This window comes from Candidatus Polarisedimenticolaceae bacterium (assembly GCA_036376135.1).
In the GTDB taxonomy this organism is placed as follows: domain Bacteria; phylum Acidobacteriota; class Polarisedimenticolia; order Polarisedimenticolales; family DASRJG01; genus DASVAW01.
This window is the reverse complement of record DASVAW010000050.1, coordinates 1-20,213: the sequence shown is the minus strand read 5'-3', so window position 1 is coordinate 20,213 and position 20,213 is coordinate 1. Positions and strand designations below refer to the sequence as shown.

Below are 20,213 nucleotides of genomic sequence, written 5' to 3'. Positions count from 1 at the left end.
GGGCCTGACCCCTTTTCTACTTCCCGATGCCGAGTCCGGTGGTGAGCATCAGCATCGCGAGCAGGCCGAGGACGAACGCCCATGCCACCGCTCCCCGAGATGCCCCTTCGTAGGACTCGGGCATCATCTCCTGCGCGACGAGGTAGATCATCGCCCCACCGGCGAACCCGAGCCCCGCGGGGAGCAGCGGCTCGAACCAGCGGACGAGCAGGAACGCCGGGACGGCGAAGATCGGCTGCGGGGCGCTCGTGAGCACCGCGTACCCCGCGCAGCGCCACAACGACACGCCGCGCGCGCGGAGCGGAATCGTCACCGCAATCCCCTCCGGCACGTTGTGGACGGCGATCGCCAGCGCCAGCAGGAAACCGAACCGGATCTCCCCCGTGGCGTAGCCGACGCCGATCGCGACCCCTTCCGGAATGCTGTGGATGAACATCGCGAGGAGGATCAGCACCGACTGCCGGCTCTCGTGCGCGGTCATCCCCTCGATCGTCCAACCGCCGCCGTGAAGCCAGCGCGCGGTCCCCGCGAAGAACCCCGCGCCGGCGAGGATGCCGAGCGCGACCTCCCAGACTTCTCCGCGATCGAGCGCTTCGTTCGCCAGGGAGAACACCGACGCCGAGATCATCATCCCGCCCGCCGCGGAGAGCATGAGCGACTGCCAGCGCGGGGAGGGCTTCGGCACGAACGCGAAAGGGATCGCACCGAGACCCGTCGCGATCGCGGTGGCGAGAGCGGCCCAGAAGACCTGCGCGGCCAGGCCGGTCTCGAGGCCGTTCACGCCCGCTCCCGTCGCCGCACGACGAAGCTCCCGTGCGCGGCCTCATGCTCGGGCTCGACGTGGATCACGGCGATCGCTCCCGGCATCCGCTCGGCGATCGTCGACTCGAGCTGGTCGCAGATCTCGTGCGCCCGCTCGACGGTCATGTCCCCCGGCACGACGAGGTCGAACTCGAGGAATGTCGTCGGCCCGCTGCGGCGCGAGCGCATGGCGTGGATCTCGAGGGCGTCGCCCATCGCCCCCTCGAGCGCGGGGCGCAGCGGCTCGAGGTCCTCCTCCGGCAGCCCCTCGTCCATCAGCCCCGAGAACGACTTCCGGAAGAGCTGGGCGCCGACCCAGAGGATGTTGACCGCGACCAGGATCGCGATCATCGGGTCGAGCCACCACGCGCCGGTGAACCACGCGGCGGCCAGTCCGACGAGGACCCCAGCCGACGTCGCGACGTCGGTGAAGACGTGGTGGCCGTCGGCGATCAGCGCCGGCGACCGATGCCGCCTCCCCGCGCGGACGAGAAACGCGGCCAGCGTCCCGTTGACGACGGAGGCGAGGATCGACAGTCCGATCCCCAGCGGCGTCAGGTCCGGGGCGACGGGACGGTCGAACCTCGGCACCGCGGCGCCGATGATCGCGAACGCGGCGACGACGATCAGCGCGGCCTCGAGAACCGCGGAGAAGTACTCGATCTTGGAGTGCCCGAACGGGTGGTTCGCGTCCGCGGGGCGGGCCGAATACCACAACGCGAAGAACGCCGCCCCCGCCGCCGCGACGTTCACGATCGACTCGAGCGCGTCGGAGTAGAGCGCGACGGATCCCGTCCAGTACCAGGCACCGAACTTCAGCGCGAGGACCGCGATCGCGACGCCGAGGCTCCAGGCCGCCGCGCGCTGCGGGAATCCCTTTTCGTCCACGATGCGGGAAGATAGCGCAACGCGCCCCCTCGAACGGAACCGTCGGCTTGACCTTGGTCTTGGAGCGGTCAAAACCGCGGACCCGTCAGTAGAGGAACTCCCTCAGGTCGTACAGGGCCACGCGAACGCCGGGAAGCGCCGCGCGCGCGCCGTCCCGGAGGAGGGCGTATTGCGCCGCACGCCGGCTTTCCGACAGTGCGCGAACCCCTTCCGCCGCGGCGTGCGTCGCGTAGACCGAGCTCGCGTGCTCCAGGAAGGGCGACAGGTAGACGAGGTCCCCGCGGCCGAGCGGGAGCCGCGACAGCAGCGCGAGGGTTTCCGACACGTGCGCGGCGGCGAATCGATCCCCTCCCGCCCCGACCATCACGATGAGTCCGACGGAGAGTCCCGCGGCCTTCAGCTCCCCGACGAACGCCGCGGCCTCCCCGGGGGAACCGGGCTTGTGCATCCAGGAGAGCAACGGCGCGTGCCCGGTCTCCACCCCGACGTGCACTCGGGTCAGCCCACGCTCCCGCAGTGCGCGCCACTCCGCGGCCGGCTTGCGCTCGCCGGTCACGACGTCCACGAATCCGTGCACCCGTCGCCCCGGGAACGCGGCCGCCGCCGCGTCGAGCATCGGCTCGAGCCGCTCCCGCGAGAGGAGCAGCGCATTCCCGTCGGCGAGGAAGATCGACTTCCGCAACGCCGCCCCGCGCCCGAGAAGCCCGCGGACCGCCTCGACGTGCGCCGCGAACTCCACGGGCGCGCGCGCCCGGAACGGGCGGTCCTGGTAGAACCCGCAGAAGGTGCACCGGTTCCACGAGCACCCGAACGTCGCCTGGAGCACGACGCTGCCGTACTGGTCCGGCGGCAGGATGCTGATCGGAAGGTACGCCGCCTCGAATCGGACCTTCTCCCCGGCGAGCGTCTCGGGCGTCCAGCGCGCGATGACCTCGAGGCGCTCGAGCCGCCGCCACGGGGACGATCGCGCCGTCTCGAGGACCCGGCCGAAGGCGTCGAGGGCCTCACCGGGCGCGAGCACCCGACGCTCCCGACCGGCCGCATCCCCGCGTCGCGTGTGGACGTCGGAAGCGAGCGAGCGCTTGAAGGTCGTCTCCCCGTCCCACCAGGAGACCGGCCTCCCCTCGAGGTCGAAGGTGTAGACCGCCTCGTCGCCGCGCCCCAGCGTCGTCGCCTCCGGACCGAGGCGGAGCGTCCACGCGCCGCGGCGCTCGACGCTCAACGCACCTTCCAGTCCCGTCGCAGCGATTCGGCCAGGTAACGCGCGTGGAGGAGCTTGTCGAACGCGACGTCGCGCGGGAGTCCCTCGAGCCCCGCCTGCGGCCCCACCATCAGGTCGCGCCCGTCGAGCGCCGCGCGGTGCGGCGCCATCCGGTCGGCCACGTCCCCCGCGTCCTCGACCTCCGGGTTCGACGCGTCGAACAAACCGAGGACGACCCCCTTCGACTTCGGGAGCTTCGCCACGACCTCCCAATTCGCGTCGGAGATCACGAGATCGAGGCCGAGGTGCGTCCCCGGCAACCCCGCCGCGCGCTCGACGATCGAGCCGAGATCGCCGAAGTAGGTCGAGAGGATCGTCGTCGCCCCCTCCCCCATCGCCTCGAACACCGGCGCGGCCGTCGCCTCGACGAGGTCCGCGAGCTCCGGCCGCGCCGCGAGCACCGGCTCGTCGAGCTGGAGGAAACGGCACCCCGCCGCCGCGAGCTCGCGCGCCTCGGCGGTCCAGGCGGCCGCCACGTCGCGCGCGAGCGCCGCGATCTCCGCGTCGTCGCGGTCCTCCGCGGCGAGGGCGACGGTGACGGGCCCCGGGAGCACCATCTTCAGTTGGCCCGCCCCCACCTCTCGGGCGACCTGGAACTCGCGGACGAGGATCGGGCGCCCGCGCCGCACCGTCCCCGTCACCACGAGCCGCGGCTCGAAGGCGACGCCGTCGAGGGCGCGAACCGGGTGCGACACGAGGTCGGCCCAGCGCACGAGCCCGTCGGTGACGACGTCCACGAACGCCCGGCTCTGGTCGGCGACGACGAGGGTCGCGACCTCGTCCTCCGCGGCGCGAAGCTCGGCCTCGCTCCCCTCCCCCGACGCCAGGCGCGCGGCCGCTTCGGCGATCTGCCGCTCCCAGGGGTTCGCGCCGGCGCGCGGGTAGAACGAATGGCTCGCGGATCGGATCACGACGGGCTCCTGTGAAGCGGGGCGTTGTATCACGCCCCCACCTTCACGACCGACTCCCCCGCCACGACGTACACGCGGTCCCCGGAGCATGGGGCGACGACGGCCGTTCCCGTGAGCGAGCCGAAGGCGGGAAGGACGCCGACCCGCCGTCCGAACACGAACGCCGCGAGCCGCGCCCGCTCCCGCGCGGGCCCTCTCAACCGAACCGCCGGGTGCAGGTGTCCGCCGAGGGCGTACGCCCCGCGCACCGTCTCCGGCTCGTGGACGAAGGCGAGCCCCTCCTCGACGAACGGCCCGTCGACGCAGGCGAATCCCAGTTCGGCGGGGGGGTCCCCGGCGCTCCGGTCGTGGTTCCCGCGCACGAGCACGATCTCGAGGCCCGCATGCCGGGCGCGCCACGCGCGCGCGGCGGCGAGGGTCCGGGGTTGCCTCCCCTGCCTGGCGTGGAGGAAGTCCCCGAGGATGACCAGGCGCCGCGCGCCGGTCCGCCGGATCGACGCCGCGAGCCGATCGAGGTCGGCGGTCGTGGAGCCCGAGGGGACCGCCGTCGCCTCCGCGCGGAGCGCCGCCGCCTTCCCCAGGTGCACGTCCGCCACGACAAGGGTCGCCCCTCGCTCGAGGAAGAGGGCGCGCTCGGGGAGCAGCCTCGCGCGACGCCCGGCGATCGTGATCCGCGGCTCGATGGGCATTCGAGCGCAGGATGATAGCGGGGGAGTACACTTCGACCTCGCTCCGGGGGGGTCCTCGATGCTCCTCGCCTCGACCGCCGCGCTGCTCGCCGCCGAACTGCTCCTCAACCCGGCGGAGCTCCCGATGACCGTCACGGTGGAGCTGCGCGTGGTCGCACAACCGGTCGTCCCGGGGCGCGACTTCGAGGTGGAGGGGACCGTCACGAACCCCACTGACACTCCGGTCGCCGGATGCATCAGCTCGACCCGGATCTTCCGGGTCGAAGGGTCCGCGGAGTCCGAGCAGGTCACGCTTGCCGATCCCGACGTCGGACGCTGCCGGCCGCGCGGAGGATTCTCCCTCGAGCCGGGGAGGACCTTCCGCTGGAAGGAGACGCTCCCGGCGGGGGCGACGATCGGGGAAGGCCCTGGGAAGGTCGTCGCGTCGTTCGCGCTCTACCAGTGGCGGCGCCGTCTCGACGACGGCAAGAAACGCGACATCCGCTGGGACCTCCGCCGCGAGGCGCCGTTCACCGCCGGCGCGCGCTGACCGGGGCCGGGACCTCGGCCTCGAGCTCCAGCCGCATCCGCTTCACGCGATCCTCCAGCCGCTCGTTCGTCAACGTCTCCCGCAGCCGGTCGACCATCAGCGGGAAGGCGAACGGCGTCGGCTTCTCGATGTCGACGACGACGACCCGGGAGCTGCGAAGCCGTTCGAGCGTGCGGCGCAGCCGGCTCGCCTCGAGCTGCCGCTCGAGGACCTCGCGTCCGGCCTGCCGCAGCAGCAGGTTCCCGGGGTCGTATCGCGAGAAGACGTCGTAGAAGAGCTCCGCCGACGCCTGGACGCGGCGCGCCGGCGCCCCCCGGCCGGGGAAGCCGGTCACCACGAGCCCCGCGATGCGCGCCACTTCGCGGAAGTGGCGCCTGGCGAGCGCCCCCGCGTTCAGGCTCTCCGCGATGTCCTCCGCGAGCCCTTCCGACGCGAGAAGTCCTTCGTCGAGGGCCCGCTCCACCTCCACGCGCGCCGCGGAGAGCAGCTCGAAACCGTGATCGTTGCAGGCGAGCGAGAAGGTCGCCCGCGCCCGTTTCGCGATCCGCCACGCGCACAGCGCCGCGAGCCCCTCGTGCACGAGCCGCCCTTCGAACGGATAGAAGAACAGGTGCCATCCGTCGGGGCTGAGGAGCCGCTCGACCAGCAGCTCGTCGGCGCGGGGAATCCGCGACCAGGCCGCCTGCGTGTCGAGCACCGGGCGGACCGCGCGCATCTCCGCTCCCTCGAAACGTCCCGCCTCCGCGGAATCGAGCCGGCGGCGCACGGCATGGGCGAGCTGCGTGGAAAGAGGCATCCGCCCCCCGGCCCACTGCGGCACCGCCCCTCCGCCGGCAGACGCACGGCGCACGTAGCATGTGGTCTCCTGGAGCCGGACGAAGGCGACCGGCTTCCCGGCGAAGACGAACCGGTCTCCCGGCTGCATCTTCGCGACGAAGCTCTCCTCGACGGTTCCGAGCCGCCCCCCCGACAGGTAGCGCACTTCGATCGCCGGATCGCTGACGATGGTGCCGATCGCCATGCGGTGCCGCGCGGCGACCTGCGCGTCCCCCACGACCCATCGCCCGTCCCGTTGCACGACCCGCCGGTATTCGGGGTACGCCCGCAGCGTCTCGCCCCCCCGCTCCACGAAGTCGAGGGTAAAGCGCCACTCGTCGTCGCCGAGGTCGCGGTACGAGAGCGTCGAGCGCACCTCCGCGAGCATCGCGCGCTCCTCGAATCCCCCTCCTGCCGCGGCCGTGATCAGGTGCTGGACGAGCACGTCGAGCGGGCGCCAGACGACCTCGCGCCCCTCGATCTCGCGCCGCTCCACCGCATCGCGCACCGCCGCGATCTCGACGAGCTCGAGGGCGTGCGTCGGGACGCAGGTGATCCGGCTCGTTTCCCCGGGGCGGTGGCCGCTTCGCCCCGCGCGCTGGAGGATGCGGGCCACACCCTTCGGGGAGCCGACCTGCACCACGCGATCGACCGGGGAGAAATCGACGCCGAGGTCGAGCGACGAGGTGCAGACCACCGCACGCAGCCGCCCCTCGCGCAGCCCCTGCTCCACCTCGTCGCGGCGCTCGCGATCGAGCGATCCGTGGTGGATCGCGACGACGTCCTCCCAATCGGGACGCGCCTCGAGGATCGCCCGGTGCCAGATCTCCGTCTGCGAGCGCACGTTGGTGAAGATCAGCGCCGAGCGCGACCCCTCGATCGCCTCGATCACGTCCCCGAGCAGGCGCGTGCCGATGTGCCCCGCCCACGGGAACCGCTCCATCTCGCGCGGGATCGCGGCGTCGACGACGATCTTCTTCGGGAGATCCGCCTTCACGAGGACGGCCCGCTCCCCGGCCAACGCCCGCGCCGCCTCGTCGGTGTTCCCGAGGGTCGCCGAGAGCCCCCAGATCCGAAGGCCCGGAGCGATCGCCCGCAACCGCGCGAGCGCGAGCTCGAGCAACACGCCGCGCTTGGTCCCGAACAGCTCGTGCCACTCGTCGACGACGACGCACCGCAGCCCGGAGAAGGTCGCCTGCTGCCCGGGGGTCGCGAGGAACAGACAAAGGCTCTCGGGGGTCGTGACGAGCGCGGTCGGCAGGCGCTCGCGTTGCCGGCGCCGCTCCACCTGCGACGTGTCGCCGGTCCGCAGGCCGACGGTCCACCCGGTTCCGAGGACCTCCGCGGGATCGCGCAGCGCCTGCAGGGTGTCGTTGGCCAGTGCGCGCAGCGGGGTGATCCACAACACCCGCAGAGGAGGAGGCTCTCCGACCTTCCCCTCACGCAACGACTCGATCAGCGGCCCCATCCACGCGGCCTGCGTCTTTCCCGTCCCCGTCGCCGCGTGGACGAGCCCGCTCTTCCCCTCGAGGTAGGCGGACCACGCCTCCTTCTGGAAGCGGAACGGCTTCCAGCCACGGGCGCGGAACCAGACCTCGACGGCGCGCATCGGACGGCGAGTGTAGCCTGTCGGGTGATGTTCCTCGGACACCTCGGCGCCGCGCTCGCCGCCAAACGCATCGCCCCGGAGACCTCCCTCGGCACGACGTTCCTCGCCGCGCAGCTCGCCGACCTCGCCTGGCCGACGCTCGTGCTCCTCGGCGTCGAGACCGTGAAGATCGCTCCGGGGATCACGGCGGTCACCCCGCTCGACTTCGAGCGTTATCCGTACACCCACAGCCTCGTGGCCGCCGTCCTGTGGTCGTCGGGCTTTGCACTCCTCTACTCGCTCGTCCGACGGGACCGACGAAAGAACGCCTGGATCCTCGGCGCCCTCGTGTTCAGCCATTGGATCCTCGACTGGATCTCCCATCGCCCCGACCTCCCGCTGACGCTGACCGGGGAGGCTCGCGTGGGCCTTGGCCTCTGGAACTCGCTCGCCGCGACCCTCGTCGTCGAGCTCGCGATCTTCGGCGGAGGGGTGTGGTTGTACGCGCGTTCGACGGCCCCGAAGGACCGCGTGGGGAGGTGGTCGTTCGTCGCGCTGATCGCCTTCCTGCTCGCGATCTACGCCGGGAACCTCTTCGGTCCCCCGCCGCCCAGCGCCGCGGCGATCGCCTGGACCGGCCAGGCGATCTGGCTTCTGGTCGCGTGGGGGTACTGGATCGATCGGCATCGGACGACCGCCGCGTGAAGCGCTGGACCCTCACGATCCTCGCCGGGCTCGCCGCGCTCCTGGTCGTCGCCCCGCTCACCGCCTTCGCCGTGCTGATCCTCGCGGGTCCGCACGCGGGACTGCTCCCGCAGCCGCTCGAAGTCGCGGTCGTGTCGCTCGGATGGGGAGTGGTGCTGGGGGTGCCGGTGGTCGTGGCGAGGAAGGTCTGGCGAAGGTAGGCGCGCTTGACGGTATGCACACTTATGCATACCTTTGCGTCGTGGAGATCGAGTGGGACCCCGCCAAGGCGGCTTCCAATCTTCGCCGGCACGGCGTCGACTTTGCCGATGGCGCGACGGTACTCCACGACGAGCTCGGGATCTCGATCCTCGACGACTTCTCCGATGAGCAACGATCCGTCACGATCGGTTCGGATGCACTCGGAAGAGTCCTCGTGGTCGTCTACACCTGGCGTGGGGAGCACATCCGCATCATCTCGGCTCGACCTGCGAACGCGCGCGAACGGCGCCAATACGAGGCCAAGCGATGAAGAAGCACTACGACTTCTCCAAGGGCCGCCGCGGCCCGGTGATCGCGGCGACGACGGGCAAGACCCGGATCACGATCCGGATCGACGACGACGTGCTCGACTGGTTCCGCGAAGAGGTTCATCGGGCCGGGGGCGGGAGCTACCAGACCGCGATCAATGAAGCGCTTCGGGCTCACATGGATACGAAAGAACGGGATCTCGAGGACACGGTCCGGAGGGTCCTGAGAGAGGAACTCCCCAAGTACGTGGTGGAGCGGAGGAGGCGGAGCTAACCCCGCGCCTCCCTGACCGTCCCCACGTGCACGTCCACCGTGTCGTGCACGTCGCGGCCGTACCCGCCCCCCATCGCGACGGCGACCGGCAGCCCCGCCGCGCGCACGGCGGCGAAGACGCGGCGGTCGCGTTCCCGCAGTCCCGCCTTCGTGAGCTTGAGGCGCCCGAACCGGTCCCCCTCGTGGGGATCGGCCCCGGACAGGAAGATGGCGAGGTCCGCATTCGCCCGCCCGATCGCCTCGCCGAGCCCGCGGTCGAGCGCCTCGAGGTAGGCGTCGTCGCCAGTGCCGTCGGGAAGGGCGACGTCGAGGTCGCTCTGCTCCTTCCGGTACGGGAAGTTCTTCGCCCCGTGGATCGAGAAGGTGAAGACCGTCGGGTCGCCGCGGAAGATCGCCGCCGTGCCGTTCCCCTGGTGGACGTCGGTGTCGATCACCACGACGCGACGGGCGCGTCCTTCCGCCTGCATCGCCCGGGCGGCGACGGCCGCGTCGTTGAAGACGCAGAACCCCTCGCCGCGGTCGCGGAAGGCGTGGTGCGTGCCTCCCGCGAGGTTGACGCCGACACCGTCCTCGAGCGCGGCGCGCGCGGCCTCGATCGTCCCCCCCGCCGAACGGCGCGATCGCTCGATCATTCCCGGCGACCACGGGAAGCCGATCCGGCGCATCTCGGAATCGGTGAGCAGCCCCTCCCTCGCGCGACGGACGTACTCGGGGTCGTGGGCGCGCCCCAGCTCCTCGTCGGTCGCGGCGCGAGGGAGGTGCAGCTGGCTGGGCTCGAGGACCCGTTCCTGGATCAGGCGCTCGCGAAGGAGGGTGTACTTCGCCATCGGGAACTTGTGTCCCGGGGGGAGCGGGAGGACGAAGGTGTCCGCGTAGAACGCCTTCATCACGGAAGGCGCCGCGCCGCGGCGCGGCCGTGGGCGCCCCCGGGGTCGAGGCGGAGCGCCTGCTCGAAGGACCGCCGGGCGGCTTCGGGCTCGCCGTCCTCCTCCCGGCACACTCCGTCGTAGAACCACGCGGCCGCGGCGACGTCGCGAGGAAGGGCCGCCTCCCCGCGCGGCGCGACCCAGGCAAGGTCCGCGGCGGCGAGGTCGCGCCGGCCGAAGACCCTCGGGAGCGGGAGCGTCGAACGGCCGCGCAGAAAACGGATCTCGACGTCCTCCGGGGCGAGGCCGACCGCCCTGTCGAGAAGGCCCACGCCCTCCCTCGCCTTCGAGCCCTTTTCCCAGAACCAACGCGAGCGCTTCGCCTCGAGCAGCCGGGCGACGCCGAGGTAGGCGAGCGCGCGCGGTTCCCCGGCCGGGGCCGCCGCCTCGAGGAGCGGCAGCGCGCGCCGTAGCGCGGCCTCGTCGCCGTCGATCCCCTCGAGGACGAGCAGGCGCGCGAGCTCGAGCCGCGAAGCGGCATCCTCCGCCCGCTCGAGGCGCGCGCGGACCTCGCGCTCCCCGTCCTCGGAGACGGGGACGTCCGGGAGGACAGGCTCCGTGACGGTGGCCAGCAGGACCGCGGCGACGACGAGCACGGCGGAGATTGGAGCACAGCGCCCCCCCGGCGGCACGCCGGAGCGCCTGTTAGCATGTCGCCGCGAAGCGGGTCTTTCACAAGGGAAACACTGGAATGAGTCGTCGGGTGATCATCGTCGGCGCCGGTCCCGGAGGGCTCGCTTCCGCGCTTCTCCTCGCCCGCGCCGGTGTGGACGTCACGATCGTCGAGCGCGCGGGGCGCGTGGGCGGCCGCACCTCCTCGATCGAGACGGACGGCTTCCGCTTCGACGTCGGTCCGACCTTCTTCCTCTATCCCAGGGTGCTCGAGGAGATCTTCGCCTCCGCGGGGCGCGACCTCAGGCGCGAGGTGGAGCTCGTCCGCCTCGACCCGCAGTACCGCCTCGTCTTCGGCGCCGGGGGATCGATCGACGCGACCCCGAACGTCGCCGAGATGGAGCGTCAGATCGCCGCGATCTCGCCCTCCGACGCCGCGAACTTCCGCCGCTTCCTGGACGACAACCGGGTGAAGCTCGAGAAGTTCCGGCCCTGCCTCGAGAACCCCTACCTGAGCGTGGCGGACCTTCTGACTCCGCGGATGGTCGCGGTCCTTCCGTACCTGCGGCCGCACAAGAGCCTCGACGCGGACCTCCGCTCCTTCTTCAAGGACGACCGGATCCGCATCGGGTTCTCGTTCCAGTCGAAGTACCTGGGGATGTCCCCCTTCAACTGCCCCAGCCTCTTCTCGATCCTCTCGTTCCTCGAGTACGAATACGGCGTCTTCCACCCGATCGGCGGATGCAGCGCGATCACGGAGACGATGGCGCGGATCGCGCGCGAGCTCGGGGTCGAGATCCGGCTGAACGAGCCGGTCGGAAAGATCCTCTTCGAGGGACGGCGGGCCGTGGGGGTCAAGACCGCGGAGGGGGAGATCCGGGGCGACGCGGTCGTCGTCAACGCCGACTTCGCGCGGGCGATGCACCGCATGGTCCCCGAGGAGCTCCGTCCACGGTGGACGGACGCCAAGCTCGAGACCAGGCGGTTCTCGTGCTCGACGTTCATGCTCTACCTCGGGATCGAGGGGAGATACGACCTCCCCCATCACAACATCTTCATCGCCGAGGACTACCGGCGGAACCTCGACGAGATCGAGAACCGGCACGTCCTCTCGGCGGACCCGTCGCTCTACGTGCAGAACGCGTGCGTGACCGACCCGTCCCTCGCCCCGTCGGGGCACAGCACCCTCTACGTGCTGGCGCCGGTCACGCACCGGCACGCGAACGTCGACTGGGAGCGCGAGCGGGCGGGGTTCCGCGCGCGGGTGCTGCGGCAGATGGCGCAGCTCGGCTTCACCGACGTCGAGAAGCGGATCCGCGTCGAGCGCGTCACGACCCCCGACGACTGGGACCGCCACGGGGAGATCCACCTCGGCGCGACGTTCAACCTGGCGCACAACCTCGGGCAGATGCTCCACCTCCGGCCGCGCAACCGCTTCGAGGACGTCGACGGGATGTACCTCGTCGGCGGCGGCACGCATCCCGGAAGCGGCCTCCCCGTGATCTTCGAGTCGTCGCGGATCACCTCGCGACTGGTCCTCGAGGATTTCGGGTTGTCGGGGCGGTGGGACGCGATCGCGGTCCCCGCCCGGCCGGGCCTCGCCCCCGCCGTCTAGCCGTGGAGGCGCTCATCGCGGCGCGCGCGGCCCAGGCGGGGTGGAACGCGCTGTCCCCCGACGCCCGCGTCGCGACCCTCGGGCGGGCTCGCGTCTTGCTCGCCGGCCGACTCGAGGCCCTGGAGCGCGCCCTGGGCCGTCCCGATCCCGTCGAGAGCCTGACCGCCGAGATCCTCCCGCTGCTCGCCGCGATCCGCTTCCTCGAGCGCGAGGCACCGCGCGCCCTGGCGCCCCGGCGCCTCGGGAGCCACGGCCGTCCCGCGTGGCTTCCCGGCGTGGACGCCGAGATCCGGCGCGAGCCCGTCGGCGTCGTGCTCGTCATCGCCCCGGCGAACTACCCGCTGTTCCTCCCCGGGGTCCACGCGCTTCAGGCCCTCGCCGCCGGGAACGCGGTGCTCGTGAAGCCGGCGCCGGGGAGGTCGGCCGCGATGCGAATCCTGGCGGAGTGCCTCGCGCAGTCCGGACTCGACCCCGCCCTCGTCGCCGTCCTCCCCGAGGACCCGGGTTCGGCGCATGCGGCGATCGACGGCGGCGTCGACAAGGTCGTGCTGACGGGTTCCTCCGCGACCGGGACTTCGGTCCTCGCCGCCCTCGCGCCGCGCGCGGTCCCCTCGGTGATGGAGCTCTCCGGCGACGACCCCGTCTTCGTCCTCGACAGCGCCGACGTCGCGCTGGCGGAGAGCGCGATCCGGTTCGGCCTCGCCCTGAACCGCGGGGAGACGTGCATCGCGCCGCGACGGGTCTTCGTCGCGCGCCGGCACGAAGCGGCGTTGCGCGACCTGCCGGTGCCGGTGGTGCCGTTCGACGGCGTCGAGACGGCACTGGCCGAAGCCGCGCGGTCGCCCTGCGCCCTGGGCGCCTCGATCTTCGGCGAGGAGAGGGAGGCCCGGGCGCTGGCCGCGCGGGTACGCGCGGGCTACGTGGCGATCAACGACGTCATCGTGACCAGCGCCGACCCGCGTCTGCCGTTCGGCGGCCGGGGGGCGAGCGGGTTCGGCACGACCCGAGGGATCGAGGGGCTGCTCGAGCTGACGGCGGTGAAGGCGATCACGACGAGTCGCGGGCCGCGGCGGCACCTCGAGGCGAGGCGCCCCGGGGACGCGGCGTTGTTCCGCGCCTGGATCGCGGCGGGGCACGGCCCCGGGCTCGCGACACGGATGCGGGGATTCCTCGAGTTCATTCGGCTCGCGATCGCGCGCGGGCGCTGAGGGAGAAGCGATGGCAAGGGCGGGCCGGGTGGGAGTGATCGGCGGTGGGCTCGCGGGACTCGCGTCGGCGGCGACGCTCGCCGCCCGCGGCTACCGCGTCGTGCTCTTCGAGGCGAACGACTGGCTCGGCGGCAAGGCGGCGGTCCTCGAGGAAGGGGGCTTCCGATTCGACATGGGGCCGACCATCCTCACGATGCCCTCGGTCCTGCGGAAGATCTGGGCCGAGGCGTCGCGCGAGCTCGACCGCGACCTCGAGCTGATCCGCCTCGACCCGCAGTGGCGGTGCTTCTTCGACGACCGGTCCGTCCTCGACCTGCGCGAGGACACCGAGCTGATGGTCGCCACCCTGCGCGACTATGCCCCCGGCTCCGTCGAGGGATACCGCCGCTTCCAGCGTTACGCCGGCCGGCTGCACGACATCTCGGAACGCTACTTCTTCTGGAAGCCGATCGGCTCCATCGCCGACATGTTCCGCCTGCGCGACAGCTTCACCGCGGGGTCGCTCGGCGACGTCCTGGCGCTGCGCCCAGGCGCGACGGTCGCGGGGACCATCCGATTCCACGTACCCGACGCGCGGGTCGCGCAGATGCTCGACCACTACGTGCAGTACATCGGCTCGTCGCCGTACAACGCGCCGGCGGTTTTGTGCGGGATCGCGAGCATGCAGTCCAAGGAAGGGATCTGGTACCCGCGAGGCGGGACCGGCGCCGTCCCCCGCGCCCTCGAGCACCTCGGCCGCGAGCTGGGCGTCGACTACCGCACCGGGACCGGGGTGAGGCGCATCGTCGTGGAGTCGGGCGCCGTCGTCGCGATCGAGACCGACGCCGGCGAGCGCGTCGCGGTCGACGCGGTCGTCTCCAACATGGACGCCGTCCGCACGCACCGCGAGCTGCTCGAACGGGGCGAAGGGGCGCCGTTCCTCGGCCGCCGCCGCTACGAACCGGCGTGCTCGGGGGTCGTCCTCTACCTCGGGCTGAGCCGGCGCTACGACCACCTGGCCCACCACAACTTCGTCTTCTCGCGCGACCCCGAGGAGGAGTTCGACGCGATCTACCGGAAGGGGGAGCCCGCCCCCGACCCGACGGCCTACGTCGCCGCGACGACGTTCTCCGAGCCGGGAACGGCACCCCCGGGGGGCGAGGCACTCTACGTCCTCGTGCACACCCCCTACCTGCGCGACCGGCACGACTGGTCGCGGATGTTCCCCGAGTACCGCCGAACGATCCTCCGCAAGCTCGAGCGAACGATGGGGCTCGAGGGTCTCGAGCGACGCATCGTGATCGAGCGGCATCTCACCCCCGCCGACATCCACCGCCGCTACCGCGTACTGAACGGCGCGATCTACGGCCTCGCGAGCCACGGCCGTTTCCTCGGCGCGTTCAAGCCCTCCAACCGCAGTGCCGACGTGCGCGGGCTGTACCTCGCGGGGGGCGCGGCGCACCCGGGGCCGGGGATGCCCATGGTGCTCATGTCCGGGTGGATCGCCGCCGACGCCCTCGACCACGACGGCGAGGCGGTGGCGTGAGCCTGCCCCCGATCCGGCGGCCGCTGCTGTGGGGGTTCACCCTCTCCGGCCGGCGACTGATGAGGCGGCACTTCAACGCGGTCCGCGTGCTCGGGGAGGTCCGCCCGGGAGACCCCGGAATCGCCCCCGCGATCGTCGTGATGAACCACCCCTCGTGGTGGGACCCGCTGACCGCCCTCGTCCTGGCGCGCGGCCCGCTCTTCGGTCGAACCCACTACGCCCCGATCGAGGCGAAGCAGCTTTCGCGGTACCGCGTCTTCGCGAGCCTGGGGTTTTTCGGGGTGGACGCGAGCGCGGCGGGGGCGCGGGCGTTCCTCTCGACCTCCCTGGCGATCTGCGCCTCTCCGCGCGCGACGTTGTGGGTCACCGCGCAAGGACGGTTCTCCGACCCCCGCGAGCGGCCGGTCGCGCTGCTGCCCGGCGTCGGCCGGCTCGCCTCGCGCCTGTCGGGCGGCGTCGTCTGGCCCCTCGCCGTCGAATACCCCTTCTGGACCGAGCGCGTCCCCGAGGCGCTGGTGCACTGGGGACGTCCCCTCGCGATCGAGTCCGGCCGATCCGCCGAGGGGTGGACGGCGGCGATCTCCGCGGAGCTCGCCGGCGCGATGGACCGGCTCGCGGCGGCCTCCCTCGCGCGCGACGCGACGGCGTTCACGACGCTTCTCGCCGGCCGGCGCGCGCGCCACGGGGTCGCCCCGTGATCCTCGCACTCGCGGCCCTCGCCCTCGCCGCTCTCCCCGCAGCGCTGTTCTTCCGCAATCGCGCGGTCTACCTGCCGCCGCCGTTCCCGACGACGGGTCGGCGCCCGCCCGCCGTCTCGGTGCTCATCCCCGCGCGCAACGAGGAGATCTCGATCGGCGCCGCGCTCGAGGCGGTCCGGAAGAGCCGGGGGATCGAGTTCGAGGTCGTCGTCCTCGACGACGGCTCGACCGACGCCACCGCGGCGATCGTGCGCGACGCCGGCGTGCGCCTGGAATCGGCCCCCCCGCTTCCGCCCGGCTGGTGCGGAAAACAACACGCCTGCCACGTGCTCGCGTCCCACGCCCGCCACGAGGTGCTCGTCTTCGTGGACGCCGACGTGCGCCTGGCTCCCGACGCCCTCGCCCGGATGGCGGCGTTCGTGGAGGATCGCGGCGTCGATCTCGCGAGCGGGTTCCCTCGCCAGGAGACGGTCACCTTCCTCGAGAAGCTGCTGCTCCCGATGATGCACTGGGTCCTGCTCGGCTTCCTTCCGATCGACGCGATGCGCCGCCGTCCCGACCCGAGCTTCGGCGCCGGGTGCGGCCAGCTGTTCGTGGCGAAGCGGGACGCCTACGCGAAGGCCGGCGGCCACGCCGCGATCCGCGCGTCGCTGCACGACGGCGTGAAGCTCCCCCGCGCCTTCCGTGCGGCGGGATGGAAGACCGACCTTTTCGACGCCACGGACCTCGCGACCTGCCGGATGTACCGGAACGCCGGCGAGGTCTGGCGCGGTCTCGCGAAGAACGCGACCGAGGGGATGGCCTCCCCCGGCGGGATCGTGCCGTGGACGGTCCTCCTCGGAGGCGGGCACGTGCTGCCGTTCGTGTTGCTCGCGCTCGGGATCGAGCCCCTCGTGACCGCGTGCGCGTGCGCGCTCTCCCTCGCGCCGCGAGTGGCGGCGGCCGCCCGTTTCCGGCAGTCTCTCCCGGGCGCCGTGCTCCATCCGATCGGCGTCGCCGTCCTCCTCTCGATCCAGTGGACCGCCTTCCTGGGACGCCTCGCCGGTCGACGCCCCTCGTGGAAGGGGCGGTCCTACGGCGAGGCGGACGCCCGCTGACGGAGCTTCCGATGCCCGCCACCCGCGTCCTTCGCCTCCTCGGCGCCGTCGAGCGCGCGGGGAATCTGCTTCCCCATCCCGCATCCCTCTTCGTGATCCTGGCGCTCCTCGTGGTCGGGATGTCCGCCGTCGGCGCGTCCCTGGACCTCCAGGTGGTCCATCCGGGCACGAAGGAGACGGTGCGCGCCGTGAGCCTGCTCTCCGTCGAGGGGCTGCACCGGATCGTGACCTCGATGGTCACGAACTTCACGTCGTTCGCCCCGCTCGGCACGGTCCTCGTCGCGATGCTGGGGATCGCGGTCGCCGAGGGGAGCGGCCTGATCGCCGCCGCGCTGAAGCTGCTCGTCCTCGCGTCGCCCCGCCGCCTGCTCACGACGGTGATCGTCTTCTCCGGCGTGATGTCGAACATGGCGAGCGAGATCGGCTACGTCCTTCTCGTCCCGCTCGCCGCGATCGTCTTCGCCGGCGCGGGACGGCATCCGCTCGCGGGGATCGCCGCGGCGTTCGCCGGGGTCTCCGGCGGCTACAGCGCCAACCTCCTGCTCGGAACCGTCGACCCGCTGCTCGCCGGCCTCACGGAGGAGGCGGCGCGCATCGTCGATCCGTCGATTCACGTCAACCCTTCCGCGAACTACTACTTCATGGCCGCGAGCACGTTCGTCGTCACGCTCGCCGGCGTCTGGGTCACCGAACGGATCGTCGTCCCCCGGCTGGGCGCGTGGTCGGGAGAGCGTTCGGAGGGGGAGGCGCTGAACACCCCCCTCACCCGAGCCCAGCGCCGGGGGCTCGCCTGGGCGGCGGTCGCCGCGGCGGCGTTCGCCGCCGTCCTGTTGTGGGGGACGGTGCCGGCGGACGGCTTCCTGCGCGACGCGAAGACGGGGAGCCTGCTCCGATCGCCGTTCATGTCGGGGATCGTCGCGTTCATCTTCCTGGGCGGGCTTGCCGTCGGCGGGGCGTACGGGATCGCCGCGGGAACGCTCCGCCGGGACGCCGACGTCGTGAAGGCGATGACGAAACAGATGGAGACGCTGGGCTCCTACCTCGTGCTCGTCTTCTTCGCCGCGCAGTTCGTGGCCTTCTTCAACTGGACGAACCTCGGCCTGATCCTCGCCGTCCGCGGCGCGGAGGCGCTCCAGTCGAGCGGCCTCGGCGGCATCCCCCTGATCGTGGGCTTCGTCGCCCTCACGTCGTCCGTGAACCTCCTCATCGGGAGCGCCTCGGCGAAGTGGGCGATCATGGCGCCGGTTTTCGTCCCGATGTTCATGCTGCTCGGCTACTCCCCCGAGCTCACCCAGGCCGCCTACCGCGTGGGGGACAGCGTCTCCAACGTGATCTCGCCGACGATGAGCTACTTCGCCCTCATCGTGGCCTTCGCCCAGCGGTACGACCCGAAGGCGGGGATGGGGACGATCGTGGCGACGATGCTTCCCTACACCGTCGTCTTCCTGATCGTCTGGGGAGCGCTGCTCGCGGGGTGGTACGCGCTCGGACTTCCGCTCGGGCCGGGGGCCGGACTGGTCTATCCTGCGCAGCCCTGACCGCCCGGAGGGCTCATGAGCGACTTCCACCCGTCGACGCGCTTCTACCGCTTCACGGTCCTGTTCTTCGCGGCGTTCATCCTCTTCGGGAGCTACTTCGCGTACGACAGCGTCGGCGCCCTCGTCGAAGCCCTCATGAAGAAGTTCGGCGTCGGCCGCGAGGCGATCGGCTTCACCTACACCATGTACAGCCTCGCGGCGATCCCGACCGTCTTCCTCGGCGGCTGGCTGGTGGACCGGCTCGGCACGCGGCGCGCGAGCCTGCTCTTTTCGCTCCTGGTCACCGCGGGCTCGGTCGTCGTCGCCTTCGCGCCGTCGATCGAGGTCCTGTACGTCGGCCGGCTGATCTTCGGCATGGGGTCGGAGTCGCTCGTCGTCGCCCAGAGCGCGATCCTGGCCCGGTGGTTCACGGGGAAGGAGCTCGCCCTCGCGTTCGGGATCGCGCTGACCGTGAGCCGGCTGGGGACGTTGTTCACCTTCAACACCGAGGCGCTGCTCGCCGAGCGTTTCAGCCCCGAGTTCGCGTTGTGGACCGCGGCGGCGCTGTGCGCGGCGAGCCTCGTGATCAACCTCGTCTACAACCTCCTCGACAAGAAGGCCGAGCCGGTCCTCAAGCTGCGCGAGGCGGGGACCGACAAGGTCGACCTCAAGGACGCGACCCGCTTCGGCTCCTCCTTCTGGTTCGTCACCCTGCTGTGCGTGACCTTCTACTCGGCGATCTTCCCGTTCACGGCCCTCTCCACCGATTTCTTCGCCGAAAAATGGGGCCTGCCGATGACCGCGGGCCAGGAGGGCGGGTTCCTGGCCTCCGCCTTCTCGAACTACCTGCACATGTTCTCGACGGCGCCCGGCACCACCTCGATCATCATCTTCGCGTCGATGGTCTTCGCCCCCTTCGCCGGCACCCTCGTCGACAAGATGGGCCGCCGCGCGAGCCTGATGATCGTCGGATCGCTGCTCATGATCCCCGCGCACCTCGCGCTCGGGCTCACGGACATTCCGCCGGCGATCCCGATGATCGTTCTCGGTGCCGCGTTCGTCCTGGTTCCCGCCGCGATGTGGCCGTCGGTCCCCCTGGTCGTCGAGCCGAAGCTCGTCGGCACCGCCTTCGGCCTGATGACCGCCGTGCAGAACATCGGCCTCATGGCGTTCCCGTGGCTCAACGGGAAGCTTCGCGATGCCACGCACGGATACGTCGCGAGCCAGGTGATGTTCGCCTCCCTCGGCCTCGCGGGCCTCGCCTTCGCGATCCTGCTGCTGCGCGCCGACAAGCGGAACGGCGGCGCACTGGAGCGGCCGGGATCGGGGGCCTAACCCAGCCGCTCCATCAGCTCCCGGAACCGCCGGCGGCTCACCTCGAGGCGCTCGCCCGTCGACACCACCACCTCCGCGAGCCCGCTCCCGAGGGGGACCACCTCGCGCACGGCGTCGAGATTCACGATCGCCGCCCGGGACACCCGGAAGAAGCGCGAACCGTCCAGACGGCGCTCGAGGTCGTTGAGGGCAGGCTCGACCCAGAAGTACTCCGCCCCCGTCTGGAGCTTGGTTGCGGAGGCCTCCGAGGTGAAGACGACGACGTCGGCCGCCGGGACGACGAACCACCGGTTCCCGCGGCGCGCGAGAAACCGCGTGGGGGCTCCGGTCGCCGACACGGGAAGCTCCGCGCGCCCGGGGGAGCGCAGGCGCTCGACGGTCGCCGCCAGCCGCGCGCGATTGATCGGCTTGAGGAGGTAGTCGGCGGCGTGCAGCTCGAAGGCATCGACGGCGTACTTGTCGTACGCGGTGCAGAAGACCACGCGCGGACCCGGCGACGGGAGCGACGCGGCGACTTCGAGCCCGGTGATCCCCGGCATCTGGATGTCGAGGAAGACCACGTCCGGGTTCTCGCGGGTCACCGCCTCGAGGGCCTCCTCGCCGTCGGCCGCCTCGGCGACGACGGAGACCTCGCCGAGCTCGGACAGGAGCATCCGCAGCCGCTCCCGGGCGGGCTCCTCGTCGTCCACGATCACCGCGCGGAGCCGAT

General features: G+C 71.8%; 21 protein-coding genes. 12 read left to right on the top strand and 9 right to left on the bottom strand.

The window, feature by feature from the left end:
* Nucleotides 1-16 precede the first annotated feature (16 nt).
* From VF139_04730 to pdeM, 5 genes are all read right to left on the bottom strand, one after another.
* Complete coding sequence (locus VF139_04730) at nt 17-781, bottom strand: ZIP family metal transporter (protein ID HEX6850691.1); 765 nt, start codon at nt 779-781, stop codon at nt 17-19.
* Nucleotides 778-1,689, bottom strand: a complete 912-nt coding sequence (locus VF139_04725) for a cation diffusion facilitator family transporter (protein HEX6850690.1) — start codon at nt 1,687-1,689, stop codon at nt 778-780. The genes VF139_04730 and VF139_04725 overlap by 4 nt, the downstream gene beginning before the upstream one ends.
* A gap of 85 nt (nt 1,690-1,774) precedes the next feature.
* A complete protein-coding gene (locus tag VF139_04720; GenBank protein HEX6850689.1) occupies nt 1,775-2,911 on the bottom strand; it encodes a radical SAM protein in 1,137 nt (378 codons plus the stop codon).
* Nucleotides 2,908-3,861 (bottom strand): hypothetical protein, encoded by a 954-nt coding sequence (locus tag VF139_04715; GenBank protein ID HEX6850688.1) that lies wholly within the window; start codon nt 3,859-3,861, stop codon nt 2,908-2,910. Before VF139_04715 ends, VF139_04720 begins: the two co-directional genes overlap by 4 nt.
* Before the next feature lie 29 nt (nt 3,862-3,890).
* The gene (gene pdeM, locus VF139_04710; GenBank protein ID HEX6850687.1) at nt 3,891-4,550 is read right to left on the bottom strand and encodes a ligase-associated DNA damage response endonuclease PdeM; all 660 of its coding nucleotides are present in this window, start codon (nt 4,548-4,550) and stop codon (nt 3,891-3,893) included.
* A 58-nt stretch (nt 4,551-4,608) separates the two neighbouring features.
* Here pdeM and VF139_04705 point away from each other — a divergent pair, with 58 nt between their 5' ends.
* Entirely contained in the window at nt 4,609-5,079 is a 471-nt protein-coding gene (locus VF139_04705) for a hypothetical protein (GenBank protein ID HEX6850686.1), read from the top strand.
* Here VF139_04705 and VF139_04700 read toward each other — a convergent pair.
* On the bottom strand, nt 5,060-7,504 hold the full coding sequence (locus VF139_04700) for a ligase-associated DNA damage response DEXH box helicase (protein HEX6850685.1): 2,445 nt from the start codon (nt 7,502-7,504) through the stop codon (nt 5,060-5,062). The genes VF139_04705 and VF139_04700 overlap by 20 nt on opposite strands.
* 27 nt (nt 7,505-7,531) lie before the next feature.
* On the opposite strand from VF139_04700, the gene VF139_04695 reads away from it, so the two are divergent.
* From VF139_04695 to VF139_04680, 4 genes are read left to right on the top strand one after another with little or no spacing between them, the layout of a single operon-like run.
* Nucleotides 7,532-8,188: a hypothetical protein gene (locus VF139_04695; protein ID HEX6850684.1), complete on the top strand. Its 657-nt coding sequence runs from the start codon at nt 7,532-7,534 to the stop codon at nt 8,186-8,188.
* The gene (locus VF139_04690; GenBank protein HEX6850683.1) at nt 8,185-8,388 is read left to right on the top strand and encodes a hypothetical protein; all 204 of its coding nucleotides are present in this window, start codon (nt 8,185-8,187) and stop codon (nt 8,386-8,388) included. Before VF139_04695 ends, VF139_04690 begins: the two co-directional genes overlap by 4 nt.
* 41 nt (nt 8,389-8,429) lie before the next feature.
* Complete coding sequence (locus tag VF139_04685; GenBank protein ID HEX6850682.1) at nt 8,430-8,699, top strand: BrnT family toxin; 270 nt, start codon at nt 8,430-8,432, stop codon at nt 8,697-8,699.
* Nucleotides 8,696-8,971 (top strand): BrnA antitoxin family protein, encoded by a 276-nt coding sequence (locus tag VF139_04680; GenBank protein HEX6850681.1) that lies wholly within the window; start codon nt 8,696-8,698, stop codon nt 8,969-8,971. The genes VF139_04685 and VF139_04680 overlap by 4 nt, the downstream gene beginning before the upstream one ends.
* Here the strand turns inward: VF139_04680 and VF139_04675 are convergent.
* Together VF139_04675 and VF139_04670 are read right to left on the bottom strand one after the other, a co-directional pair.
* Complete coding sequence (locus tag VF139_04675; protein ID HEX6850680.1) at nt 8,968-9,858, bottom strand: histone deacetylase; 891 nt, start codon at nt 9,856-9,858, stop codon at nt 8,968-8,970. The two genes, VF139_04680 and VF139_04675, sit on opposite strands and share 4 nt — an antisense overlap.
* Nucleotides 9,858-10,493, bottom strand: a complete 636-nt coding sequence (locus VF139_04670) for a hypothetical protein (GenBank protein ID HEX6850679.1) — start codon at nt 10,491-10,493, stop codon at nt 9,858-9,860. Before VF139_04670 ends, VF139_04675 begins: the two co-directional genes overlap by 1 nt.
* Before the next feature lie 95 nt (nt 10,494-10,588).
* Between VF139_04670 and crtI (VF139_04665) the strand changes: the two genes are divergently transcribed.
* Genes crtI (VF139_04665) through VF139_04635 form a run of 7 tightly spaced genes read left to right on the top strand, consistent with a single transcriptional unit; the run spans nt 10,589 to nt 19,504 of the window.
* Nucleotides 10,589-12,124 (top strand): phytoene desaturase family protein, encoded by a 1,536-nt coding sequence (crtI, locus tag VF139_04665; GenBank protein HEX6850678.1) that lies wholly within the window; start codon nt 10,589-10,591, stop codon nt 12,122-12,124.
* 2 nt (nt 12,125-12,126) lie between these two features.
* A complete protein-coding gene (locus VF139_04660; GenBank protein ID HEX6850677.1) occupies nt 12,127-13,332 on the top strand; it encodes an aldehyde dehydrogenase family protein in 1,206 nt (401 codons plus the stop codon).
* Nucleotides 13,333-13,342: 10 nt separating this feature from the next.
* A complete protein-coding gene (gene crtI / locus VF139_04655; GenBank protein ID HEX6850676.1) occupies nt 13,343-14,857 on the top strand; it encodes a phytoene desaturase family protein in 1,515 nt (504 codons plus the stop codon).
* Nucleotides 14,854-15,555 carry a lysophospholipid acyltransferase family protein gene (locus VF139_04650; GenBank protein ID HEX6850675.1) on the top strand — a complete coding sequence of 234 codons (702 nt, stop codon included), beginning with the start codon at nt 14,854-14,856 and terminating at the stop codon, nt 15,553-15,555. Before crtI (VF139_04655) ends, VF139_04650 begins: the two co-directional genes overlap by 4 nt.
* Nucleotides 15,552-16,652, top strand: a complete 1,101-nt coding sequence (locus VF139_04645; protein HEX6850674.1) for a glycosyltransferase family 2 protein — start codon at nt 15,552-15,554, stop codon at nt 16,650-16,652. Before VF139_04650 ends, VF139_04645 begins: the two co-directional genes overlap by 4 nt.
* A gap of 11 nt (nt 16,653-16,663) precedes the next feature.
* On the top strand, nt 16,664-18,190 hold the full coding sequence (locus VF139_04640) for an AbgT family transporter (protein ID HEX6850673.1): 1,527 nt from the start codon (nt 16,664-16,666) through the stop codon (nt 18,188-18,190).
* A gap of 15 nt (nt 18,191-18,205) precedes the next feature.
* Nucleotides 18,206-19,504, top strand: coding sequence for an MFS transporter (locus VF139_04635; GenBank protein HEX6850672.1), 1,299 nt, complete (start codon nt 18,206-18,208; stop codon nt 19,502-19,504).
* On the opposite strand, the gene VF139_04630 is transcribed toward VF139_04635, so the two are convergent.
* On the bottom strand, nt 19,501-20,213 hold a 713-nt coding region (locus VF139_04630), incomplete at its 5' end, for a response regulator (protein ID HEX6850671.1). The two genes, VF139_04635 and VF139_04630, sit on opposite strands and share 4 nt — an antisense overlap.

Coding starts and splice junctions, on each gene's coding strand:
- pdeM (HEX6850687.1), bottom strand. CDS start 4,550: ATGCCCATCGAGCCGCGGATCACGATCGCCGGGCGTCGCGCGAGGCTG.
- VF139_04705 (HEX6850686.1), top strand. CDS start 4,609: ATGCTCCTCGCCTCGACCGCCGCGCTGCTCGCCGCCGAACTGCTCCTC.
- VF139_04700 (HEX6850685.1), bottom strand. CDS start 7,504: ATGCGCGCCGTCGAGGTCTGGTTCCGCGCCCGTGGCTGGAAGCCGTTC.
- VF139_04695 (HEX6850684.1), top strand. CDS start 7,532: ATGTTCCTCGGACACCTCGGCGCCGCGCTCGCCGCCAAACGCATCGCC.
- VF139_04680 (HEX6850681.1), top strand. CDS start 8,696: ATGAAGAAGCACTACGACTTCTCCAAGGGCCGCCGCGGCCCGGTGATC.
- VF139_04675 (HEX6850680.1), bottom strand. CDS start 9,858: ATGAAGGCGTTCTACGCGGACACCTTCGTCCTCCCGCTCCCCCCGGGA.
- crtI (HEX6850678.1), top strand. CDS start 10,589: ATGAGTCGTCGGGTGATCATCGTCGGCGCCGGTCCCGGAGGGCTCGCT.
- crtI (HEX6850676.1), top strand. CDS start 13,343: ATGGCAAGGGCGGGCCGGGTGGGAGTGATCGGCGGTGGGCTCGCGGGA.
- VF139_04640 (HEX6850673.1), top strand. CDS start 16,664: ATGCCCGCCACCCGCGTCCTTCGCCTCCTCGGCGCCGTCGAGCGCGCG.
- VF139_04635 (HEX6850672.1), top strand. CDS start 18,206: ATGAGCGACTTCCACCCGTCGACGCGCTTCTACCGCTTCACGGTCCTG.